The organism is Pseudomonas fragi (genome assembly GCF_002269505.1).
Lineage (GTDB): Bacteria > Pseudomonadota > Gammaproteobacteria > Pseudomonadales > Pseudomonadaceae > Aquipseudomonas > Aquipseudomonas fragi_D.
Window position 1 is genome coordinate 15,162 of record NZ_NQKQ01000027.1, and the last position, 24,280, is coordinate 39,441.

The 24,280-nt window shown below is 57.6% G+C and carries 17 protein-coding genes; 10 read left to right on the top strand and 7 right to left on the bottom strand.

The features are described from left to right. The first annotated feature begins 238 nt into the window (after positions 1-238). Positions 239-1,015, top strand: a complete 777-nt coding sequence (locus CJU81_RS19525) for a ferredoxin--NADP reductase (RefSeq protein WP_095037907.1) — start codon at positions 239-241, stop codon at positions 1,013-1,015. A gap of 70 nt (positions 1,016-1,085) precedes the next feature. Here CJU81_RS19525 and mscL read toward each other — a convergent pair whose 3' ends face one another. Further along, the gene (gene mscL, locus CJU81_RS19530) at positions 1,086-1,499 is read right to left on the bottom strand and encodes a large-conductance mechanosensitive channel protein MscL (protein WP_048359302.1); all 414 of its coding nucleotides are present in this window, start codon (positions 1,497-1,499) and stop codon (positions 1,086-1,088) included. Between the two features lie 266 nt (positions 1,500-1,765). Between mscL and katB the strand changes: the two genes are divergently transcribed. The 6 genes from katB (at position 1,766) to yjiA (ending at position 8,853) form a co-directional block, all read left to right on the top strand. After that, on the top strand, positions 1,766-3,307 hold the full coding sequence (katB, locus tag CJU81_RS19535; RefSeq protein WP_095037908.1) for a catalase KatB: 1,542 nt from the start codon (positions 1,766-1,768) through the stop codon (positions 3,305-3,307). 74 nt (positions 3,308-3,381) lie between these two features. Then, the gene (locus tag CJU81_RS19540; RefSeq protein WP_095037909.1) at positions 3,382-3,912 is read left to right on the top strand and encodes an ankyrin repeat domain-containing protein; all 531 of its coding nucleotides are present in this window, start codon (positions 3,382-3,384) and stop codon (positions 3,910-3,912) included. A gap of 45 nt (positions 3,913-3,957) precedes the next feature. Continuing rightward, positions 3,958-5,325, top strand: coding sequence for a DNA repair protein RadA (radA, locus tag CJU81_RS19545; protein WP_095037910.1), 1,368 nt, complete (start codon positions 3,958-3,960; stop codon positions 5,323-5,325). Positions 5,326-5,461: 136 nt separating this feature from the next. Continuing rightward, a complete protein-coding gene (locus CJU81_RS19550) occupies positions 5,462-7,528 on the top strand; it encodes a carbon starvation CstA family protein (protein ID WP_095037911.1) in 2,067 nt (688 codons plus the stop codon). A 15-nt stretch (positions 7,529-7,543) separates the two neighbouring features. Further along, complete coding sequence (locus CJU81_RS19555; protein WP_007937254.1) at positions 7,544-7,741, top strand: YbdD/YjiX family protein; 198 nt, start codon at positions 7,544-7,546, stop codon at positions 7,739-7,741. A gap of 143 nt (positions 7,742-7,884) precedes the next feature. Continuing rightward, on the top strand, positions 7,885-8,853 hold the full coding sequence (gene yjiA / locus CJU81_RS19560) for a GTPase (protein ID WP_095037912.1): 969 nt from the start codon (positions 7,885-7,887) through the stop codon (positions 8,851-8,853). 100 nt (positions 8,854-8,953) lie between these two features. Here the strand turns inward: yjiA and CJU81_RS19565 are convergent, their stop codons facing one another. The 3 genes from CJU81_RS19565 to CJU81_RS19575 form a co-directional block, all read right to left on the bottom strand. Next, positions 8,954-9,508, bottom strand: a complete 555-nt coding sequence (locus tag CJU81_RS19565; RefSeq protein WP_095037913.1) for a hypothetical protein — start codon at positions 9,506-9,508, stop codon at positions 8,954-8,956. Positions 9,509-9,652: 144 nt separating this feature from the next. Next, positions 9,653-10,906: a serine hydroxymethyltransferase gene (gene glyA / locus CJU81_RS19570; protein WP_095023422.1), complete on the bottom strand. Its 1,254-nt coding sequence runs from the start codon at positions 10,904-10,906 to the stop codon at positions 9,653-9,655. A gap of 98 nt (positions 10,907-11,004) precedes the next feature. Continuing rightward, on the bottom strand, positions 11,005-14,868 hold the full coding sequence (locus CJU81_RS19575; protein ID WP_095037939.1) for a sensor domain-containing protein: 3,864 nt from the start codon (positions 14,866-14,868) through the stop codon (positions 11,005-11,007). A gap of 256 nt (positions 14,869-15,124) precedes the next feature. Here CJU81_RS19575 and ettA point away from each other — a divergent pair, with 256 nt between their 5' ends. Both ettA and gdhA read left to right on the top strand, forming a co-directional pair. Next, positions 15,125-16,792: an energy-dependent translational throttle protein EttA gene (gene ettA, locus CJU81_RS19580; protein WP_095037914.1), complete on the top strand. Its 1,668-nt coding sequence runs from the start codon at positions 15,125-15,127 to the stop codon at positions 16,790-16,792. Positions 16,793-17,141: 349 nt separating this feature from the next. Beyond that, the gene (gene gdhA, locus CJU81_RS19585) at positions 17,142-18,479 is read left to right on the top strand and encodes an NADP-specific glutamate dehydrogenase (protein ID WP_095037915.1); all 1,338 of its coding nucleotides are present in this window, start codon (positions 17,142-17,144) and stop codon (positions 18,477-18,479) included. Positions 18,480-18,586: 107 nt separating this feature from the next. Here gdhA and CJU81_RS19590 read toward each other — a convergent pair whose 3' ends face one another. From CJU81_RS19590 to CJU81_RS19600, 3 genes are all read right to left on the bottom strand, one after another. After that, positions 18,587-18,880 carry a chorismate mutase gene (locus tag CJU81_RS19590; RefSeq protein ID WP_095037916.1) on the bottom strand — a complete coding sequence of 98 codons (294 nt, stop codon included), beginning with the start codon at positions 18,878-18,880 and terminating at the stop codon, positions 18,587-18,589. A gap of 14 nt (positions 18,881-18,894) precedes the next feature. Next, a complete protein-coding gene (locus tag CJU81_RS19595; RefSeq protein WP_095037917.1) occupies positions 18,895-20,748 on the bottom strand; it encodes an Lnb N-terminal periplasmic domain-containing protein in 1,854 nt (617 codons plus the stop codon). A gap of 79 nt (positions 20,749-20,827) precedes the next feature. Beyond that, positions 20,828-21,316, bottom strand: coding sequence for a DUF3015 domain-containing protein (locus CJU81_RS19600; RefSeq protein ID WP_095030604.1), 489 nt, complete (start codon positions 21,314-21,316; stop codon positions 20,828-20,830). 273 nt (positions 21,317-21,589) lie between these two features. Here CJU81_RS19600 and CJU81_RS19605 point away from each other — a divergent pair, with 273 nt between their 5' ends. Further along, on the top strand, positions 21,590-24,028 hold the full coding sequence (locus CJU81_RS19605; protein WP_095037918.1) for a Lon protease family protein: 2,439 nt from the start codon (positions 21,590-21,592) through the stop codon (positions 24,026-24,028). Positions 24,029-24,280: the final 252 nt, after the last annotated feature.

Consider the following 24,280-nt stretch of genomic DNA (forward strand, 5'->3'; position numbering starts at 1 on the left):
GTAGATGTGGGTGCTCATTTAATAACAGAGTCTAGTTATACGTTTTCGGGTGTAGCTATATAGCAGTTGTATCAGCTCAATGGAGTCGGCTTCCAAAGCTGAATGCATAAACGATCGCCCTAATAGCATTTGGGGGCGTGTTTGCGATGTGACAGGATGCCGCAAAGCCATCACAAACCATCGGTGTTTCTCGGCGCGCCTTTGCGCGACACTAGGGTATTCGCCAATGGAGTGCCCCATGACTGCCAGTGCAGAAAAATTCACCCAGCAGACGATTCTCGACGTCACGCCGCTAACGCCCAGCCTGTTTACTCTGCGTACGACCCGCGACCCGGGCTTTCGCTTTCGCGCCGGGCAGTTCGCCAGGTTAGGGGTGAGCAAGGCCGATGGCAGCACGGTGTGGCGTGCTTATTCAATGGTTTCCTCACCCCATGACGAGTTTCTGGAGTTTTTTTCGATCGTGGTGCCCGGCGGGGAATTTACCGGTGAGCTCAGTCGCCTGGAGGTTGGCGACACCTTGCTGGTGGAGCGTCAGGCCTTCGGCTTTCTGACCCTGGATCGCTTTGTCGACGGCCGTGACTTGTGGTTGCTGGCCACCGGAACGGGTATCGCACCGTTCCTGTCGATCCTGCAGGATTTCGAAGTGTGGGAAAAATTCGAACGCATCGTGCTGGTTTACAGTGCCCGCCATGCCTGCGAACTGGCCTATCAGGAACTGATCGCCGGGTTATGCAGCCGTGAATACCTGGCCGAATATGCGCATAAATTTGTCTATATACCTATCGTTACCCGGGAGCAGCTACCCGGTGCATTGAACGGGCGCATTACTGCGCTGATTGAAAGTGGTGAACTTGAGCAGGCTGCGGGTATTGCGCTGAGCAGTGAATACTCACGGGTGATGTTGTGTGGCAACCCGCAAATGATCGATGACACGCGCAAGTTGCTTAAGGCGCGGGACATGCAGTTGAGTCTGAGTCGCCGGCCAGGACAAGTTGCAGTTGAGAACTATTGGTAGTTGATTTGTATTGTGTTTGACATGAAAAAACAATGGCGCCCCTGAGGGCGCCGTTGTTTATATTGAGCACTTATGGACGGTTATTTTGAACTTTGAGCAAGTCGCGAATTTCGCCCAGTAGTTCCTCTTCTTTAGAGGGCAGTGGCGGTGCGCTCGGAGCGACTGCCTCTTCGCGCTTCAGGCGGTTGATTGCCTTTACCCCCATAAAGATAGCGAACGCGACGATGATAAAGTCGATCACGCTCTGGATGAACTTACCGTAGGCCACAACCACTGCTGGGGCATCGCCAACGGCGGCTTTCAGCGTAATGGCCAGGTCACTGAAGTCCACCCCGCCAATCAACAACCCCAGCGGTGGCATGACCACGTCCCCTACAAAGGACGAAACGATTTTGCCGAATGCCGCGCCGATGATGATACCGACGGCCATGTCGACCACGTTCCCTTTGACCGCGAAGGCCTTGAACTCACTTATCACGCCCATAGGTTATTCCTTGTTACAGATGAGGTTGGTGGGTGCAGTGTAAATCAGCATGGCTGATCTTGCCCGTGCAGCTGTTTACGGGTATGCAATCGACCCGTTTAGTCGTAAGAAGTTTTCTATTGGCGCTCACTACGCGATTGATTGGTGCAATACCAGATCTTTTTCTCAATGGCCGGCTTGAGACCTTTCTATTTAGAATTTGCCCCGCAGCCCTCTAGCCTTTGCTTAGCGCCCAGTTGCGCAACCAATAACCAGAGGACTTCCGCATGACCACCCCCCAAGGTTTCGGCGCGCTTTCACAGCGCCGCCTGCTGTGTGTATTAAGCGCCAGCCTGCTGTCGGTTACGGCCCAGGCCGCCACGCTGACCCGTGACAACGGTGCCGCTGTCGGTGATAACCAGAACTCGCAAACCGCAGGGGCCAATGGCCCGGTGTTGCTGCAAGACGTGCAACTGCTGCAGAAGCTCCAGCGTTTTGATCGCGAGCGCATCCCGGAGCGTGTCGTGCATGCCCGTGGTACCGGCGCTCACGGTACATTTACCGTGACCAATGACCTGAGCGACCTGACCAAGGCCAAGGTGTTTGCCAAGGGCGAAACCACTCCAGTGTTTGTGCGTTTCTCGGCTGTTGTACACAGTGCCCACTCCCCGGAAACCCTGCGTGACCCACGCGGTTTCGCGACCAAGTTCTACACCGCGGACGGCAACTGGGACCTGGTGGGTAACAACTTCCCCACCTTCTTTATCCGTGATGCGATCAAGTTCCCGGACATGGTTCACGCCTTCAAGCCTGACCCGCGTACCAACCTGGATGACGACTCGCGCCGCTTCGACTTCTTCTCTCACGTACCGGAAGCCACACGTACGCTGACCGAGCTGTATTCCAATGCGGGGACCCCGGCCAGCTACCGCGAAATGGACGGTAACGGCGTACATGCCTATAAATTGGTCAACGCCAAGGGTGACGTGCGCTATGTGAAGTTCCACTGGAAGAGCCTGCAGGGGCTGAATAACCTTGATCCGAAACAAGTGACACAGGTTCAGGGCCAGGACTACAGCCACATGACCAACGATCTGGTCACGCATATCAACAAGGGCGACTTCCCCAAGTGGGATCTGTATGTGCAGGTGCTCAAGCCTGAAGACTTGAAGACTTTCGATTTCGACCCGCTGGATGCCACCAAGATCTGGCCGAACGTGGCTGAGCGCAAAGTCGGACAAATGGTCCTGAACCGCAACCCGGCCAATGTGTTCCAGGAAACCGAGCAGGTCGCCATGGCGCCGGCCAACCTGGTACCGGGCATCGAGCCTTCCGAAGACCGCCTGTTGCAGGGTCGGGTGTTCTCCTATGCCGATACTCAGATGTACCGCTTGGGCGCCAATGCCATGCAGTTACCGATCAACGCCCCGCGGGTCGCGGTCAACAACGGTAACCAGGACGGAGCCATGAACCTTGGGCACACCACCTCGGGTGTGAACTATCAGCCAAGCCGCTTGATGCCCCGCGAAGAACCGCAATCTGCGCGATACAGCGAAATGCCACTGTCGGGTACTACACAGCAGGCGAAGATTCAGCATGAGCAGAACTTCAAGCAGGCGGGCGATCTATACCGCTCATTCAGCAAGAAAGAGCGTCAGGACCTGATTGAAAGTTTCGGTGGTTCGCTGGCGACAACCGACGATGAAAGCAAGCACATCATCCTGTCGTTCCTTTACAAGGCTGATCCCGAGTACGGCACTGGTGTCGCCAAAGTGGCCAAAGGCGATCTGAGCCGGGTCAAGGCGCTGGCTGCCAAACTGGCGGATTAACCTCTGACCCTTACCCCAACCCTCTCCCTTTGGGAGAGGGCCAGGGTGAGGGGCTTTTGATTCAGGTGAGCCCCATGCGAACGTTTATTTCCCTGGCCTTGCTGTTGATCAGCAGCTTGAGCCTGGCCGACGGGCCCGACACCCGGGCCCAGCTTCAGGATTACTATTTCGACGCCGCCCGCCGTGGCGATGTGGCAGTAATCGATACCTTTATCGAATCTGGCTACACCCTCGATATTCAAGACAGCAAAGGCTATACCGCGCTGATTCTCGCGGCCTATAACGGCCAGCCCGAGGCGGTGGAGCATTTGCTCAAGGCAGGCGCCAATGCCTGCGTGCAGGACAAGCGCGGTAACACTGCGCTGATGGGCGCTATTTTCAAGGGTGAACTCAAGATCGCTCACCGTCTGATGGCGACTGACTGCAACCCCGATCAGCGCAATGGTGCAGGGCAGACGGCGGCCATGTATGCAGGCCTGTTTCAGCGGGTCGAGTTGCTCAAGGATTTATCCCGCAAAGGGGCTGACCTGAATGCCGAAGATGCATCGGGCAACAGTGCCGCTCGGCTGGCCAATGGCGAAATCCGCATGCCGGTAGCGCGCTGACCAAAGCCCAGTGGGCTATCATCGCGGTTTTTCCGTGGAGTTCAGATGGCCAAGCCCAAGCGCATTTACGGCTGCACCGAGTGCGGCGCAACTTTCCCCAAGTGGGCCGGGCAGTGCGGCGAGTGCGGCGTCTGGAACACCTTGGTGGAAACCATTGTTGAAAGTGGTGCCGCCGCCCCACCTAGCGGCCGTACCGGCTGGACTGGACAACAGGCCCAGATCAAAACCCTGGCCGAAGTCAGCATTGCAGAAATCCCGCGCTTTTCCACGGCTTCCGGTGAGCTGGATCGGGTGCTCGGGGGCGGTCTGGTCGATGGTTCGGTGGTATTGATCGGCGGCGATCCGGGTATCGGCAAGTCCACTATCTTGCTGCAAACCCTGTGTCAGATGGCGACCCGCATGCCGGCGCTGTATGTCACCGGCGAAGAGTCCCAGCAACAAGTGGCCATGCGCGCCCGGCGCCTGGGGCTGCCGCAGGATCAGCTCAAGGTGATGACCGAGACCTGTATCGAAAGCATCATTGCCACCGCCAAGCTCGAAAAACCCAAGGTCATGGTGATCGACTCGATCCAGACGATTTTTACCGAGCAACTACAATCGGCCCCCGGCGGCGTGTCGCAAGTGCGCGAAAGTGCGGCGTTGCTGGTGCGTTATGCCAAGTCCAGCGGCACGGCGATTTTCCTGGTGGGCCATGTGACCAAAGAAGGCGCCCTGGCCGGACCGCGCGTGCTAGAGCATATGGTTGATACCGTGCTGTATTTCGAAGGCGAGTCAGACGGGCGCCTGCGCTTGCTGCGAGCGGTCAAAAACCGCTTTGGCGCCGTTAATGAGCTGGGCGTTTTCGGCATGACCGACAAAGGCCTGAAAGAAGTTTCCAACCCTTCCGCAATTTTCCTCACCCGTGCTCAGGAGGAAGTCCCTGGCAGTGTGGTGATGGCCACCTGGGAAGGTACTCGCCCGATGTTGGTGGAGGTGCAGGCGCTGGTGGACGACAGCCATATGTCCAACCCACGCCGGGTGACCCTGGGCCTGGATCAGAATCGTCTGGCCATGTTATTGGCCGTATTGCATCGCCACGGCGGTATTCCAACCCACGATCAGGATGTTTTCCTGAACGTGGTGGGTGGGGTCAAGGTGCTGGAAACTGCGTCGGACCTGGCACTGATGGCTGCCGTGATGTCCAGTCTGCGAAATCGCCCGTTACCCCATGACCTGCTGGTATTCGGTGAGGTCGGCCTGTCGGGCGAAGTGCGCCCGGTGCCAAGCGGTCAGGAGCGGCTTAAAGAAGCAGCCAAGCATGGTTTCAAGCGCGCCATCGTGCCCAAGGGCAACGCCCCCAAGGAATCACCGCCGGGCCTTAAAGTGATTGGCGTGACCCGTCTGGAACAGGCACTGGATGCGTTGTTCGAGTAGATCTGTGCTCGGGTTGCCTCGTCTTCCGAATAACCGCAAAAGAAGGCTCTAGACCAACGTTGGGGGCTGGTCTTTAGAGCCAGGAGCGCTAAACTCCGGGGGCAGTCTTTCTTGTCCAACTGGCCGGAATTTAAAAATGAATAATAAAAATAGCCTGCTACGCCACATTCCGTGGCTGGTGCTGGCAATTGTAGGAGCCTGCGCCCTTGGCGTAGTTGCATTACGCCGGGGCGAGGCGATCAACGCCTTGTGGATTGTTGTGGCAGCTGTTGCCATTTATCTGGTTGCTTATCGTTATTACAGTCTGTTTATCGCCACCAAGGTGATGCAGCTCGACTCCAGCCGCGCAACGCCTGCGGTGCTCAACAACGACGGTTTGGACTATGTGCCGACCAACAAGCACATTCTCTTTGGTCACCACTTTGCCGCCATCGCGGGTGCGGGCCCTCTGGTCGGGCCGGTATTGGCCGCGCAAATGGGCTACCTGCCAGGCACGCTCTGGCTGATCGCCGGTGTGGTGCTGGCCGGTGCCGTTCAGGACTTTATGGTTCTGTTTATGTCCACCCGCCGCAACGGTCGCTCACTGGGTGACATGGTGCGCGAGGAAATGGGCAAGATCCCGGGCACCATCGCGCTGTTTGGCTGCTTCCTGATCATGATCATCATCCTCGCGGTGCTGGCGCTTATCGTGGTCAAGGCCCTGGCCGAAAGCCCGTGGGGCATGTTCACGGTGATGGCGACCATCCCGATCGCGATGTTCATGGGCATTTACATGCGCTACATCCGCCCGGGCCGCATCGGTGAAATCTCGATCGTCGGTGTGCTGCTGCTACTTGGCTCCATCTGGCTGGGGGGCCAGATTGCGGCGAGTCCAGAGTGGGCGCCGGTGTTCACCTTTACCGGTACGCAAATCACCTGGATGCTCATCGGTTATGGTTTTGTCGCCGCAGTACTGCCCGTATGGCTGGTGCTGGCGCCGCGTGACTATCTGTCTACCTTCCTCAAGATCGGCACTATCGTTGCCTTGGCAATCGGCATTCTGGTCACCATGCCAGAGCTGAAAATGCCTGCACTGACCCAGTTCACCGATGGCACCGGCCCGGTCTGGAAAGGCGGCCTGTTCCCGTTCCTGTTCATCACCATTGCCTGCGGCGCGGTATCGGGTTTCCACGCACTGATTGCTTCGGGTACTACGCCAAAACTGCTGGATAACGAAAGCAACGCTCGTTACATCGGTTACGGCGGCATGTTGATGGAGTCCTTCGTGGCCATTATGGCGATGGTTGCTGCTTCGGTGATCGAGCCGGGTGTGTACTTCGCCATGAACAGCCCGGCAGCCATTGTCGGCGGTGACGTGGTTACCGTTGCGCAAAACATCACGAACTGGGGCTTTGCCATTACCCCGGAGGCGTTGACCGCGCTGGCCAAGGACATCGGTGAAACCACCGTCCTGGCCCGTGCCGGCGGTGCACCGACACTGGCGGTGGGTATCGCGCAGATCCTGCACAACGTGTTGCCGGGTGAAAACACCATGGCGTTCTGGTATCACTTCGCCATTTTGTTTGAAGCCCTGTTTATCCTGACTGCAGTTGACGCCGGTACTCGTGCCGGTCGCTTTATGCTGCAAGACTTGCTGGGCAGCTTTGTACCTGCACTCAAACGTACCGAGTCCTGGGGCGCCAACTTGCTGGCCACCGGCCTGTGTGTGGCGATGTGGGGCTACCTGCTGTATCAGGGCGTGATCGATCCACTGGGCGGCATCAACACCCTGTGGCCGCTGTTCGGTATCTCCAACCAGATGCTGGCGGGTATCGCGCTGATGCTGGCAACCGTTGTGCTGATCAAAATGAAGCGCCAGCGCTACATTTGGGTGACCATGCTGCCAGCCGTCTGGCTGCTGATCTGCACCACCGTGGCAGGCTTTATCAAGCTGTTCGACGCCAACCCGGCAGTGGGCTTCCTGTCCCTGGCCAACAAATACAGCACCGCGCTGGAAGCTGGCCAGGTGATCGCCCCGGCGAAAAACATCGACCAGATGCAACATGTGATCATCAACGCTTACACCAACGCCGGTCTGACCGTGCTGTTCCTGTTCGTGGTGTTCAGCATTCTGTTCTTTGCGATCAAGGTGGGTGTCGCTGCATGGGGCAGCAAAGAACGTACGGATAAAGAGTCACCGTACCAGGCCATGCCAGATGCTTGATGGAGGGTTGCAACCATGTTCAATGACCTGAGTCGCCTCGGTAAATACCTCGGTCAGGCCGCACGCCTGATGGTCGGCATGCCCGACTACGACAACTACGTCGAGCATATGCAAACCAAGCACCCGGACAAGCCGGTAATGAGCTACGAGGCGTTCTTTCGGGAACGCCAGGAAGCGCGTTACGGCGGCAAGGGCGGACCCAAGTGCTGCTGACCCGTTAGGGCCAGTTGTATTCAATTGTGGGAGCGAGCTTGCTCGCGATGAGCGCGCAGCGGTGTTTCAGTTACACCGCGTTGCTTTTATCGCGAGCAGGCTCGCTCCCACATGTTTTTGCGTTACTTTTAAGGAGACTGTGCATGTCCTCTCCCATTCCCGTCACCATTCTCAGCGGCTTTTTGGGGGCCGGCAAAACCACCTTGTTGCGTTATTTGCTCAAGGCCGAGCATGGTCTGAAAATTGCCGTGATCGAAAACGAATTCAGTGATGCCGGGATCGACACCCAGCTGTTGGGGGACGAGCCGGTGCAAGTCATGACCTTGGCCAATGGCTGTGTGTGCTGCACCATCCACACCGACCTGACCAAGGCGCTGTACCTGCTGCTTGAGCGCCTGGACAGTGGCGAAATTGCCTTCGACCGCCTGGTGATCGAGTGCACTGGCCTGGCCGACCCGGCGCCGGTGGCGCAAACTTTCTTTATTGATGAAGAACTGCGCGAACGTTACCTGCTGGACGGCATCATCACTCTGGTGGATGCAGCCCACGCCGATGTGCATTTGAGCCAGACCATTGCTCAGGCGCAGATCGGTTTTGCTGACCGGTTGCTGGTGAGCAAGCGCGATCTGGTGGATGACGCGACCTTTGATGCCTTGAGCGAGCGTTTGACCCGTATCAACCGCCGGGCGCCGATCCGTGTGGTTGAGCACGGCAAGATCGATCTGGCCGAACTGCTGGATGTGCGCGGGTTTAACCTCAACGCAGACTTGGGTGGTGGCCTGAGCTTGCGCCCGGTACAGCCTGCGGCTTCTATCGACCGTATTTCCAGTCTGGTGCTCCGCACCGATAAGCCGCTGGATATCGACAGCCTTAGCGCCTTTATGAATGAGCTGCTGGAAGAGCACGGCAAGCAATTGCTGCGCTACAAAGGCGTGCTGAGCATTGCCGGTGAAGATCGCAGGCTGGTGTTTCAGGGGGTGCTCAAGTTGTATGGCTTTGACTGGGACACCGAGTGGGCGGAAGGTGAAGCCCGTGAAAGCGTGATGGTGTTTATTGCCGATGATTTGCCAGAGGCCAAAATTCGCGAGGGTTTTGCGCGGCTTGGGGTTTGAGTGATAGCTGGCCCTCTCCCGCCGGGAGAGGGTAAGGGGCTTTTGATTTTTTTGTCTCATGGTTATAACGGGTATTTCGCACAATGTTGCGATTGTAAAATCAATGCGGCACATTTCTTTCAATAATACTTAAAAGAAATACCATTTTTCTAAGTTCGGCTGTTTCGCCAAGATAGGAGTGCGGTGATCCCTTGGCTTTTCTTACACCGATATACTTGTTGTGCTGTGTTTTAAGTGTGATCAGTGTGTGCGTTTCGCTTAAGTTGCTCTCTGTAACTATTCTGTTGTTTTGATCGAGTAGTGTGAAGACAAGTGGATGCTTTAGTGTCGGATTTTTCGCATAGAGTATATCCATGTGGTTCTTGGCCAGCCGGTGCCGGTCATACTGGCCAGGGTGTTTGATATGTATTTCATAGCCCTCGACGGTATGCCGGAAGTATAGCTTGAGCGCAGCCTTGACCCCACCTGTGGCGTGGGCTTGAATGCCCATGGCTGCGGAGTCGTCCCGCGATTGCGGTTTGCCGGAGAAGACACCGCCGCTGCCCAGCAAGTCAGTCACTATAACCGGCTGGTTATAAAGAGCTCCTAAAAGATGCAGGTTGTGGTTGGGTACATGCAAGGTGGCGATAAAGGATTGTTGCGAGTCGATAGTCATTGTCTGAACTCTGCTGTTGATGAAAACACATAAGGTTCAGACTAGATTATTATTGTTGATGGGGGGTCCGCTAAGTATTTCAAAATACCAAATGCAATAAAAAGCCCGACTTAAAAGTCGGGCTTTTTATTTAGCTATTTACACTCAGTTGCCGTATACCGGCAGCTTGGCGCAGATGGCTTTGACTTTCTCGCGAACGGCGTCGATAACGGCTTCGTTGTTGATATCAGCCAGAATGTCGCAGATCCAGCCAGCCAGCTCACGGCACTCTTCAACTTTGAAGCCGCGAGTGGTGACAGCTGGAGTACCGAAACGCAGGCCCGAAGTGACGAACGGGGAGCGTGGATCGTTCGGTACGGAGTTTTTGTTTACGGTGATAAAGGCTTTGCCCAGAGCAGCGTCAGCGTCTTTACCGGAGATTTCCTGCTTGATCAGCGACAGCAGGAACAGGTGGTTTTCAGTACCACCCGAGACCACGTCAAAACCGCGCTCGATAAATACCGAAGCCATTGCCTGAGCGTTTTTTACCACTTGTTGCTGGTAAGCCTTGAACTCTGGTTGCAGAGCTTCTTTGAAGCACACGGCCTTGGCCGCGATAACGTGCTCCAGCGGGCCGCCTTGCGAACCCGGGAAAACAGCCGAGTTCAGCTTTTTCTCGATGTCGGCGTTGGCCTTGGCCAGGATCAGGCCACCACGTGGACCGCGCAGGGTCTTGTGGGTAGTGGTGGTCACTACGTCAGCGAATGGAACCGGGTTCGGGTAAACGCCAGCAGCCACCAGACCGGCTACGTGTGCCATGTCCACGAACAGGTAGGCGCCAACCTTGTCCGCGATAGCGCGGAAACGTGGGAAGTCCAGAATCTGCGAGTAGGCAGAGAAACCGGCCACGATCATTTTTGGTTTGTGCTCAACAGCCAGGCGCTCGACTTCGTCGTAGTCGATCAGACCATTGGCGTCGATGCCGTACTGGATGGCGTTGTACAGCTTGCCCGAAGAAGAAACGCTGGCGCCGTGGGTCAGGTGACCGCCGTGTGCCAGGCTCATGCCCAGGATGGTGTCGCCAGCCGACAGCAGGGCCAGGTAAACGGCGCTGTTGGCCTGGGAACCGGCGTGCGGTTGAACGTTGGCGTAATCGGCGCCGAACAGTTCTTTTGCACGGTCGATAGCCAGTTGCTCAACCACGTCTACGTATTCGCAGCCGCCGTAGTAGCGCTTGCCAGGGTAGCCTTCGGCGTATTTGTTGGTCAGAACCGAGCCTTGAGCTTCCATCACCGCTGGGCTGGTGTAGTTTTCCGAAGCGATCAGCTCAATATGTTCTTCCTGGCGCTGAGCTTCTTGCTCCATGGCGGCAAAAAGGTCGGCGTCGAACTTGGCAAGTGTCAAATCACGGCTGAACATGGCGGTCCTCAAGGATCGGGGGCAGAAAAGGAGGGCATTCTAACCCAATGGGTTTTATCTGGCATATGAATGCGATTCACGGTGAGCAACTATGAGCTTCAAGCTTGTAGATCCGAGCTTGCCGCTTGCAGTTGCTCCACCAATTGCCCGGCCGGCATCGGTCGCCCGAACAGATAGCCTTGCACTTCGTCGCAACCGTGTTCACGCAAGAAATCCAGCTGCTCGTGGGTCTCTACGCCTTCGGCGATTACCGCAAGGTTCAGACTGTGGGCCATGGCGATGATGGCCCGGGCGATTTGCGCGTCCTGCTCGCCCGAGGGCAGGCCGTCGACAAAGGTGCGGTCGATTTTCAGTACGTCGATGGGGAATTGCTTGAGGTAGTTGAGCGACGAATAGCCGGTGCCAAAGTCGTCCACGGCAATGCTCAGGCCAAGGTTTTTCAGGCTGGCCAGGATATGTAGCGCCTCACTGACCTCGCGCATGAGGATACTTTCGGTCAGCTCAAGCTCCAGGCAGGCCGGGGACAGGCCGGTTTCCTTGAGGATATTGGCGATGCGCGTGCCCAGTTGGCCATCGGAAAACTGGCGTGCCGAAATATTGACCGAGACTTTGGGCACGCGCACTTTAGCCTGGTGCCATAGCTTGAGCTGGCGACAGGCCTCGGCCAGCACCCAGTCACCCACTTCGACCACCAGACCTAGCTCTTCGAGTACCGGAATAAAGTCGCCGGGCGGAACCAGGCCGCGCCTGGAGTGGTTCCAGCGCAGCAGCGCCTCAACGCCGGTCAGACGTTTGCCGTCGCCGCTGAACTGCGGTTGGTAATACAGGATGAATTCCTGCTGCTCCAGGGCATGGCGCAGGTCGCTTTCCAGTTCAAGGCGCTCAAGGGCGCTGGCGTTCATGTCAGCCTGATAGAACTGGAAGTTGTTTTTGCCGCGCTCCTTGGCGTGGTACATGGCCGTGTCGGCGTTTTTCATCAGCTGGCTGAGTTCATTGCCGTCTTGCGGGCTCAGGGCGATACCAATGCTGGCGGTGACAAAGAACTCGCGGCTTTCAAGAACAAAGGGTTTTACCAGGCTGGCGAGGATCTGTTCGGCCACGTTAATGGCCCGGTTCAAGGCCTTCTGGCGGGTGCTGCGAGGTTGCAGAAGCAGGGTGAACTCGTCACCGCCCATGCGCGCCACGGTATCGTCGTCACCCACGCAGGCGAGCAGGCGGATGGCCATGTCCTTGAGCATACGGTCGCCGGCCGCGTGACCCAGGGAGTCGTTGATCGGCTTGAAGCGGTCGAGGTCCAGGAACATCAGTACCACCCACGACTTGTTGCGCTCGGCCTGTTGCAGCGCAGTGTGCAGACGGTCCTGGAACAGGGTGCGGTTGGGCAGGTGGGTCAGGGCGTCGTAATAGGCCAGACGGTGAATGCGCTGTTCGCTGGCCTTGCGCTCACTGATATCACTGAAGAAGCACACATAGCTGGCCAGATCGCCTTCATCATCGAGCACTGCCGTGATGCCGACCCAGGCCGGGTAGTGTTCGCCGTTCAGGCGCTTGAGCCAGACCTCACCCTCCCATGTACCGTGCAAATGCAGTTGCTTGAGCACATAGGCGAGGTGTGCGCGTTGTTGGTCATCGACAGTGAGCATGCTTGGTAACTGGTCGAGCACTTGTGCGACGGCGTAACCGCTGACCCGGCTGAATGCCTCGTTGGCTTGCACGATATAGCCTGCGGGGTCGGTAATCAGGATGGCCGAGGTGGAGTGTTCAAATACCGTGGCGGCCATACGCAGGTCTTTTTCGGCCCGGCGTTGCTGACTCATGTCACGGCCAACACCCAGAATGCCTTCAAAACTGTCGTTTTCATCCCACACCAGTACCAGACGCAGCTCGATGGGCACCTTGTGCCCGTCGGCGCGCAGGCAGTCGAACAGAAACAGCTGGGTTTGCACCTGGGCACGCAAGGCGGACAGTTGCTGGGGCTTGTGCAGCGCGGCACGGATGCGCTCGATCAGGTTGTAGATGCCCTCCAGCTGTTGCGGGGTGGCAATAATCGACTGCCAGCCATTGTCGAATACCCATTGTGCGTCATAGCCCAGTACGGTCTGTATGGAGGGGCTGAGGTAGTTCATGCGTAACGAGCTGTCAGTGGAGAAAATCACGTCACTGATGCTTTCGGCCAGCATCCGGTAGCGCTGCTCGCTGTCGCGCAATGACTCGCTGGCTTCGATCTGATCGGTGATGTCTTTGGCCACCCCGACAATTCGCGAGACTTGATCTCCGGTATCACGGGCAAAAGCCTGCTCGCGGATGTCAAAGCGCCGCCAGGTGCCCTGTTGATGGCGAAACCGCAGTTGGCATTGCATCAACTGCTTGTAGCCATTTTCCCGCTGTTCTTTGCGCAACTGGTGATAGCGCTCGGCGTCTTCAGGGTGCAACAGTAATTCCCAGAAGTAAGCGCCCATTTCCTGTAGTTCGACAGCACTGTAGCCCAGGGTCTGGCCAAGGTGATGGTTGCTGAAAATGATCCGCTGGCTGATCACATTTTGTACATAAAGATGGTCGGGTACGGTACGTACCACATCGGACCAGAAGCTTTCGCGCTCTTGCAGGGACAGCTCAATCAGCTTGCGGCTGGTGATATCGCTGATGCTCAGAATGACCGCGTGATAATCCACATGGTCCACCGGCAGGCGCAGTACCAGCCATAGATGCTGGTCCCGGCCATTGGCGTCGGTCAGCTTTATTTCCAGTTCAAGTTGCTGTTGCTGATCAAGTACGGCCTCAACGATCTGATAGCCAATGGCCGAACTGCTCAGCGGGCAGCCGTTGATCAGCTTGTGCCAGGCACCCTCTCCTGAGTCGACCTCCAACAGTTGCATGGCTACCTGGTTGACTTCGGTGATGCGCAGTTGCTCGAACAACTGGCGGCGATGTTCCGGGTGATCGCTTAGCCAATGCTTGAGGGCGTCAGTACCCTGGAGTTTTTCGCGTTCAAGAAACCCCGGCAGGCTGGACAGGTCGAGCACGCAGAGCGCGACCCCGGTGCCTTCAAAAATATCGTGGTAACGCCGGCGGCCTTCATGCAACTGGCGCTGGCGGCGGCGCATGTTCAGCAGCGCAACAATGGGCAGCAATGAAAACAGCAAGCCAAGCAGGCATTTGCCGATCAGGCCGGGCAGCAGTTGCTCGATAGCCTGGCGGTCATTGAACAACCCGCGCAGTTGCCAGTCGCTGTGGCTGATAGCCGTGAGCAGTACGGTGTCGTCTTCCTCGTGCTGGCTCAAGGCCGAGGGGGGCGAGATGTTTTTATCCGCGCGGCTGAGCACTTTGCGCGTCTGGCTGTTTTCCACCAGCCATTGCGGCCGATGGCTGCTGTTGGCGTTCTGATGCGTGAAGTTTTGCAGCAGGTCCGGGCTCATGCGCAGAAGCCAGTAACCGTTGATGGCGCCGCTGGGCTGGCGCAGCAACAGGTAGATGATGCTGGCGTCAGCGTTGTTGCTGAAGTAATAGCCGTCAGTGCGGTTGCGCGAAGGGCTGCGTTTGACCCAGTCGGCCAGATACGCAGCATCGGGGCTGGTCCCGGTACTGTCGAGCAACACCTCGCCACCGGGGCCGAGCAAGGCCAGGCTTTGCAGCGATGGCAGGGACTGGCTCAGTTGCTTGACCAGCGCCTGTTGCTGGCGCAGGTTCTTTGGCGATTTGTCCACAGGCAGCAGATTGAGAGCGGTTTCGGCGCGCAGGGCCATGCTCAGGCCGATATGGTCGGCCAGGTCGGCGCTGTAGTTGATGCTGGTCTGACGCTCTTGCTGCAGGGTTTCCTGAAACTGCTCGATCAACAACCAGAACAGCATCGCCAGCAGCAGCAAAACCAGGGCCGCCAATGCACTTTTCAACGTTCCGCGCACAGGTGTCCCGAGTAATTGGCTGGACGCTTTGGCAAGAGTGGGCGCGGTGACATTGGGCAACTTGTGATCCTGCGATTTGGCGGCAATGGCGCGAGGCCCCCTAAAGGCGCCAAGCATGCCTTGGGTTGTGGCAAAGTGCCAGTCCTCTGGTCTGCGCTGGTTTGCCCTGCCTCGCGCATTCAGGTAGATTCTGGGGTCTACACTTATGCTTTTTCTGCGAGCAGGCATTGATCCCGATCAGTCCCTGACTTTCTGCTATGGCCTGATCCGGGCATAGCTCGCGCCTTATTCACCCGTCACTGACCCTAGGTTATCCATGGCTCAATACGTTTTCACCATGCATCGGCTGAGCAAAGTTGTTCCGCCGAAGCGGGAAATCCTGAAAAACATCTCCCTGTCGTTTTTTCCGGGCGCCAAAATCGGCGTGCTCGGCCTGAACGGTTCGGGTAAATCCACCCTGTTGAAAATCATGGCAGGCGTTGACACCGAGTTCGACGGCGAAGCCCGTCCGATGCCGGACCTGAACATCGGTTACCTGCCACAGGAACCGCAACTGGATCCGAGCAAAACCGTACGTGAAGTGGTGGAAGAAGCCGTTAGCGTGATCAAGGACGCCCAAGCGCGTCTGGATCAGGTTTACGCCGAATACGCGGACCCCGATGCCGACTTCGACAAGCTGGCCGCTGAACAGGCCAAGCTCGAAGCCATCCTGCAAGCAAGCGACGGTCACAACCTTGAGCGCCAGCTCGAAGTTGCTGCCGATGCGCTGCGCCTGCCGGCCTGGGATGCCAAGATTGAACATCTGTCGGGTGGCGAGAAGCGCCGTGTGGCCTTGTGCCGCCTGCTGCTCTCGGCCCCGGACATGCTGCTGCTCGATGAGCCGACCAACCACCTGGACGCCGATTCGGTTGCCTGGCTGGAGCACTTCCTGCACGACTTCCCGGGTACCGTGGTTGCGATTACGCACGACCGTTACTTCCTGGACAACGTAGCGGGCTGGATCCTGGAACTTGACCGCGGTGCAGGCATTCCTTACGAGGGCAACTATTCGGGCTGGCTGGAAGCCAAGTCCGATCGTCTGGCTGCCGAATCCAAGCAGCAGTCGGCCCATGAAAAGGCCATGAAAGACGAGCTGGAATGGGTTCGTAAAGGTGCCAAGGCGCGTCAGTCCAAGTCCAAGGCCCGTCTGCAACGTTTCGAAGAACTGCAATCGCAGGAATTCCAGAAGCGCAGCGAAACCAACGAAATCTACATCCCGGCCGGTCCGCGCCTGGGTGACAAGGTTATCGAGTTCAAAAACGTATCCAAGGGTTACGGCGATCGCGTGTTGATCGACAACCTGTCGTTCGCCATGCCTAAAGGCGCCATCGTAGGCGTGATCGGCGGTAACGGTGCCGGTAAGTCGACCCTGTTCCGCATGCTGATGGGCAAAGAGCAGCCGGATTCGGGCAGCATCGAAATCGGTGAAACCGTGCAACTGGCATGCGTTGACCAGAGCCGTGACGACCTGGATGGCAGCAAAACTGTGTTCCAGGCGATTTCTGACGGTTCCGATGTGATCCGTATCGGCAACTACGAAATTCCGTCGCGTACCTACGTAGGTCGTTTCAACTTCAAAGGTGGCGATCAGCAGAAGTTCGTCAAGGACCTGTCCGGTGGTGAGCGTGGTCGCCTGCACCTGGCACTGACCTTGAAAGAGGGCGCCAACGTGCTGCTGCTCGACGAACCGTCCAACGACCTTGACGTTGAGACATTGCGTTCGCTTGAAGAAGCACTGCTGGACTTCCCTGGTGCTGCAATTGTGATCTCTCACGATCGGTGGTTCCTTGACCGCGTCGCGACTCACATCCTGGCGTACGAAGACGACTCGCAGGCTATCTTCTTCGAAGGTAACTACACCGAGTACGAAGCTGACCGTAAAAAGCGCCTCGGCGAAGCGGCAACCTTGCCGCACCGTGTGCGTCACAAAAAACTGGCCCAGTAAGGGCAGTTTGCAATACAAAACGGCGCCTTCGGGCGCCGTTTTTTTTGGGTGAACATTGGCCTGGGTCCCGTAGTCGCTGCCGAGGAACGAGAGCTGCGAGCTCTTGATCTTTAAAAGCTCGCAGCCTTCGTTCCTCGTCAGCGACTACGTAAACGTGTTTATAGGTGGTGCAAAACTGGGTACAAGAAGTATTTTTTTGGTGCGCAAAAGCTCGATAAATCGGTGCTATTTATATAAATGCACCATTTAAATTCAGAACTGCGACATTTTGCGCTGTCGCGGTGCCACATGAATTGATAAAGTTCCGGTCAATCTCCGTTTAACGACAATAAATTTGCCGAGACTTACCATGATCGAATCCGTCGACCAGTTCCTTGCCCGCCTGAAAAAACGTGACCCGGACCAACCTGAATTCCACCAGGCAGTGGAAGAGGTCCTACGCAGTCTGTGGCCGTTTCTTGAAGCCAATCCGCATTACCTGACTTCAGGCATTCTTGAGCGTATTTGCGAACCTGAGCGCGCGATCGTGTTCCGTGTTTCTTGGGTAGATGACGAAGGCAAAGTGCGGGTCAACCGCGGCTTCCGTATCCAGATGAACAGCGCCATTGGTCCGTACAAAGGCGGCCTGCGTTTCCACCCGTCGGTGAACCTGGGCGTGCTCAAGTTCCTGGCCTTTGAGCAAACTTTCAAGAACTCCCTGACTTCGCTGCCCATGGGTGGCGGCAAGGGTGGTTCGGACTTCAACCCCAAGGGCAAGAGCGACGCCGAAGTCATGCGTTTCTGCCAGGCCTTTATGAGCGAGCTCTATCGCCATATCGGTTCGGATGTTGATGTACCAGCAGGCGACATCGGTGTGGGTGCCCGTGAAATCGGCTTTATGTTTGGCCAGTACAAGCGGCTGAGCAATCAATTCACCTCGGTGCTGACCGGCAAGGGCATGAGCTACGGCGGCAGTCTGATCCGCCCTGAAGCCACCGGCTTTGGTTGTGTGTACTTCGCCCAGGAAATGCTCAAGCGCAGCGGCCAGCGCATCGATGGCAAGCGCGTGGCAATTTCCGGTTCCGGTAACGTGGCGCAATACGCGGCGCGCAAGGTCATGGACCTGGGCGGCAAAGTGATCTCGCTGTCGGACTCCGAAGGCACGCTTTACTGCGAAGCCGGTTTGAGCGAGGAGCAATGGGAAGCGTTGATGGACCTGAAGAACGTCAAGCGCGGCCGGATCAGTGAGTTGGCTGGGCAGTTTGGGGTGGAATTCCTGGCGGGTCAGCACCCGTGGAGTCTGGCGTGTGATATCGCGCTGCCATGTGCTACCCAGAATGAACTGGACGCCGAAGCGGCCCGTACGCTGCTGAAAAATGGCTGCGTCTGCGTGGCTGAAGGCGCGAACATGCCGACCACTCTGGAAGCGGTCGATCTGTTTATTGAGGCCGGAATTCTGTTCGCCCCGGGCAAGGCATCCAACGCCGGTGGCGTAGCGGTCAGCGGGCTGGAAATGTCGCAAAACGCCATGCGCCTGTTGTGGACGGCGGGCGAGGTGGATAGCAAGTTGCACAACATCATGCAATCGATTCACCATGCCTGCGTGCATTACGGCGAAGAAAACGGCCGGATCAACTACGTAAAAGGCGCGAACATTGCCGGTTTCGTCAAAGTTGCCGACGCAATGCTGGCCCAAGGCGTGGTGTAGGCCCCCATCCTGTGGGAGCGGGCTTGCTCGCGATTCAGGCGACGCGGTAAAGCAGGAACACCGCGTCGATACCATCGCGAGCAAGCCCGCTCCCACATTGGGGCTGTCTATTTTGCAAGCGTCTTGTGTTCAGCCAGTTCCTGTTCGATAAAGGCCGCGATCATGGCGCGGTAGACGCTTTCAGTGACGTCCGGGCTGGCGCCCAGCTCATCGGCCAACGTCCGTACCTTGCTGATCACCTGCTCAACCCGTTGCGGCGCCCTGACCGCATCGCTGTCTTTCTTGAACCGCGCCGCTTGCGATACGTAAGCCCCGCGCTCGGCGATCAAGCCGACAATCTGGCGATCCAGCCCGTCGATTTTCTCGCGCACTTGCTCAAGGGAATCACAGTTAACAGCCATGTCTTGAAAACTCCTTAGTAGTGATACCACTTCAACTCCAGCATCACTTCGTTGATGGGGGTGGTCAGCTTGCTGAATTCACGCTGTGCGCTCAGGCGCAGACCCAGATTGCGTGAAATTTCCCATTGCTGATTCAGGCTCAGGCTACGACGGATTTCACCGTTGGTGAAGTAGTCGCCCTTGGCTTCCAGGCTCAGGTTGCCCACCGGGTTACGCCAAAGAAGCCCGGTATTGAAGCCCGCTGCCGGTGCCACAAACGCCGCGAAGTCGTTGTTGTGCTCGATGCGTACCGTACCGAGCGCGAAACCGAGCAGGTTGTCGCCCATCTGCCAGGTGCCGCCCGCACCACCGTTGACGTGGCTGACCAGGTTTTCGTCGCCATGCTTGCCGAGTACCCGTTCCAGCCCGCCGCCCACTTGCCATGACCAGGGTTGCAGCAGGTCGTTGCGCGGGGTCAGGGAACGAATGTTGGCTAAGTCCAGTTGCTGCACTTGCCACTTGTTTCCTTCGTACTGACGCAGCTTGAGTTGCAGGATTTCAATCTGCGCGCCCAGCGGGAAACCCGGCGCGTTGTCATTCAAGTCGTGGTAAGCCATGCGCAGGCCATATTCGGCAAAAGCCTTGCCGTCACGGCTACCGGCACCCAGTTGCCAGGTGCGCGATTCGTGACCGTTTTCAGGCAGCTCGGGTTTGTCGACTTGCAGTTCTGGCGCAGGGTTCTGGTTGATCGCCCGCAACAGTTCAAAGCTGCGCTGAGAACGTGCGGGGTCGCGCTCAAGGCCATTGGCCCGGTAGCGTTCAAGCCGATAGGCAGCGTCGATAATCAGCGCCTGGCGTGCCTTGGGCAGCGCCTTGAAGCTCGGGTTTTGCAATTGGCCCTGATCGGCGCTGACCTGCAATACCCATTGCTGCTCTTCAGGGTCGAGGGTCTTGGCCCTGTCCAGCAATTCGCGTTCGCGGGACGGCCGGTATTCGATGCTTTCGACCAACCCGGCTTCCTTGACCGCTTTCACGGTGTCGGTGGGGATCGCGGTCAGCGGAAACTGGGTGGTCAGTTGCAGGCCGGGGCGGGCCACTTGCAACAGCTCCAGCAGGCGATAGGAGCAGTTTTCGTCAAAGAAGAAATAGTCGAACTGGATCTGCTTGAGTTCCCACACATGTTCGACCATGCGTTGGGTTTCTTCTGGTGTCAGGTTAAGCCGGTATTCCCACAAGTCGCGGTTTTCCAGGCTACGGTACTCCGAGAGCTTTTCCTGATAGGGCACCAGCGCGAACAGGCCGGGATAGCCCCCTGCCAGTCCCTTCCAGGCATACAGGATGCTGTTGTCGGAGCCCTCGATATAGGCGCCGAAGTTGATTGCGTAGCTGAGCAGGGCGGTCTTGTTGTGTTGCACGTCGGCCTGGTCGATGCGCAACAGGGTATGGCCGAACATGGAGGACGGACTGTTGAGGTAGGCCGCCGGGAAAATCATCACCGTGCTGTGCGGTGCCACGTCCTTGAACCACTGGGTGAACTCTGCACACTCGGCCTTGGGCAGGTCGTTCAGGTTCAGTTGGGCCTTGAGCCAGCGGGTTCGGGCCGGGTACACGCATTGCGGGTGCTTGTCGCCCAGGCTCAAGGGTTTGTACAGCGCCTCGACGGTCGCGCGCAGTTCGGCATCAGGGTGATGGGCGCCGTCAGGGGCGAGAAAAAATTTGTCGTCGCTGACATAGCTTCGCCAGCCGCTCAGCTTGCCGGCTTCGTAATGCCCCAGTGAGATCCAGAACGGGTCGTTGGCCAACTGCTGCACACGTTGACCGTCGATATGAGGTGCGGCATACAGCGGGGCGCAGGCACAGAGCGCCAGATAGGCAAGGCGTTTGAGCATGTTCGGCAACTGTTGTCAGACGAATAGAAGTGAAGCAGGAGAATACCCGCTCCGGAAGGAGCGGGCGGGTCTCATTGTCTTACGCCGCTGTGGCGTATTTGGCCAGGCGTGAGTCGCCTTTGAGGATGGCCAGGGTGTTGGTGTGCACGTCTTCAGCCGTGACGTCGGCCTTGCTGAAGATTTGCTGGAAGTGCTCGTGGGTGACGGCGGCGAAATGCTCGCGGTCTTCAGGAGCAACGCCCAGTACCACCGCGTAAGTGGTCAGTGCTTCGCCATTGCCTTTGGCCATGTCTTCGGACAGCTCGTTCATCATGCCATTCATGGCAATCCACGATTTGCCGCCGTAGGTCAGGGCGTCCTTGGTGGTACAGCCGTTGGTGCCGGAGGTCATGCCGAAGGTGGCGTTACCGGAGGTGCCGTTGGTGGTGGACGCCAGGAAGTGGGCCGGGGTGCCACGCTGGCCTTCGAATAGCATGTTGCCCCAACCGCAGTTCGGGCCGCCCGGTGCCTGGGCCATCGCATTGAGGGAAACAACCGTAAAGAGAGTACCGAGAAGAATCCGTTTCATAAGCTGTGTTCTCTATATGTGTGCAACCAATGGACAAGGGTTTCTGGCCCTGAAGCGCCAGTACGAGCCGGTTATGCCTTCCAGCCGCGTAACAGCTTGGAGTCTAGGCGCGATCGGCAGGTTCCGTGGTTTTTTGTAAAACAATCACTGTTGATGCACATTTTTTGCCCGTAATCATTGGGGGGCGAGTTTTCCCGTGTTGTACGCCTTGCCAGTGATGTACAGCCAGCGCCAGAATGCTGCCATCTGCCCCGCCCGATGTAAGGAAGCCCGATGCCTGATTCTGTTGCCACCAGCTTGCGTCTAGCGCCTGATGCGCTAACCCGTCCTTTTTCTGCTGAACAGTTCAGCTTCTCGAATACCAATGATCTGGAACCTTTTCGCGGCATTCTCGGCCAGGAGCGCGCGGTCGAAGCCTTGCAGTTCGGCGTGGCAATGCCACGTCCGGGTTACAACGTTTTTGTCATGGGCGAGCCGGGAACAGGTCGCTTCTCGTTCGTCAAACGCTACCTCAAGGCTGAGGGCAAGCGCCTGAAACCGCCGAGTGACTGGGTCTACGTCAACAACTTCGACGAGCCCCGTGAGCCGCGAGCCCTGGAGCTGCCTTCCAGTAGCGCAGGTGCCTTTATTGGCGATATCAATCACTTGATCGACAATCTGCTGGCGACCTTCCCGGCAGTGTTTGAACACCCGACGTATCAACAGCGCAAAAGCGCGATCGACCGCGGCTTCAATCAGCGTTACGACCGTGCGCTGGATGTGATCGAGCGTCTGGCCCTGGAAAAAGGCGTGGCGCTGTACCGCGACAGCAGCAACGTGGCATTTACGCCGATGAGTGATGGCAAGGCGCTGGATGAGGCCGAGTTTTCGCAATTGCCTGAGGCCGAGCGCGAACGTTTCCACGAGGACATTTCCGAGCTGGAAGAACGACTGAACGAAGAGCTGGCCAGCCTGCCGCAGTGGAAGCGTGAATCGAACAACCAGCTGCGTCAGTTGAACGAAGAAACCATCACCCTGGCCTTGCAGCCGCTGCTGTCGCCGTTATCGCAGAAGTACGCCGAAAACGCCGCAGTTTGCGGCTATCTGCAAGCGATGCAGGTCTACTTGCTGAAAACCGTGGTCGAGCAACTGGTCGACGACAGCAAGACCGACGCCCAGGCGCGCAAGTTACTCGAAGAGCAGTACCTGCCGAGTCTGGTGGTAGGGCAGCCGCTAAGCGGCGGCGCACCGGTGGTGTTTGAGCCGCACCCGACTTACGACAACCTGTTTGGCCGTATTGAATACAGCACCGACCAGGGCGCGCTGTACACCACTTATCGCCAGCTGCGCCCCGGAGCCTTGCACCGCGCCAATGGCGGTTTTTTGATTCTTGAAGCCGAGAAAATGCTCAGCGAGCCATTTGTGTGGGATGCCCTCAAGCGCGCCCTGCAATCACGCAAACTGAAAATGGAATCGCCGCTGGGCGAGATGGGGCGTCTGGCCACCGTGACCCTCAATCCGCAGGTCATTCCCCTGCAGGTCAAAGTCATTATCATCGGTGCCCGCCAGCTGTATTACACGCTGCAAGACCTGGATCCGGACTTCCAGGAGATGTTCCGGGTACTGGTCGATTTCGACGAAGACATCCCGATGGTCGACGAGAGCCTTGAGCAGTTCGCCCAGTTGCTCACCACCCGCACATCGGAAGAGGGCATGGCGCCGCTGACCGCTGGTGCAGTGGCGCGCCTGGCCACCTACAGCGCACGCCTTGCCGAGCATCAGGGCCGTTTGTCGGCGCGTATTGGCGATCTGTTCCAGCTGGTCAGCGAGGCGGATTTTATCCGTCATCTGGCGGGCGATGAAATGACCGACGCGGGCCATATCGAGCGCGCCCTCAAGGCCAAGGCCACCCGCACCGGGCGTGTTTCAGCACGAATCCTGGATGACATGCTGGCGGGGATCATTCTGATCGATACCGATGGCGCGGCTGTGGGTAAATGCAACGGCCTGACCGTGCTGGAAGTCGGTGATTCGGCCTTTGGTGTGCCTGCGCGGATTTCCGCCACGGTGTATCCGGGCGGCAGCGGTATTGTCGATATCGAGCGCGAAGTTAACCTGGGGCAGCCGATCCACTCCAAGGGCGTGATGATTCTGACCGGATACCTGGGCAGCCGTTATGCCCAGGAATTCCCGCTGGCGATTTCAGCCAGCATTGCACTGGAGCAATCCTACGGTTATGTCGACGGCGACAGTGCGTCGCTGGGAGAGGCCTGTACGCTTATTTCGGCATTGTCAAAAACCCCGCTCAAGCAGTGTTTTGCTATTACCGGATCGATCAACCAGTTCGGTGAAGTGCAGGCCGTGGGCGGGGTCAATGAGAAAATCGAAGGCTTCTTCCGACTCTGCGAAGCACGCGGGCTGACAGGCGAACAGGGGGCGATCATTCCCCAGGCCAACGTGGCGACCTTGATGCTGGACGAGAAGGTGTTGAAGGCGGTACGTGAGGGCAAGTTTCACGTCTACGCCGTGCGTCAGGCCGATGAGGCCCTGAGTTTGCTGGTGGGCGAGCCTGCGGGTGAGCCGGATGCAGAAGGGCAGTTTCCGGAAGGCAGCGTGAATGCCAGGGTGGTCGAGCGGTTGCGGGTGATTGCTGAAATGATCAACGACGACGACCTCAAGGAAGCCGAAAAGGAGCTGCTGGCGGAAGCCCTGGCAGCGAAAAAGCCGGCCTGATCCCTTAAAGCGAAAGCTGTGGGAGCGGGCTTGCTCGCGATGCAAACGACGCGGTGTAAGGGTTACACCGCTGCAATTGAATCGCGAGCAAGCCCGCTCCTGCAAATCCACGGTGCAAATCGACAAAGCCGTTGGTCATCGGCAACTTTTCATACGCTAATTTTCTTCTATTCTCAGGGCATGGACACCACTGTCGTCACTGGATCGATGCAGCCCGTAGTCTGCGGCTGAAGACAGGCTCTACCGAGGGTC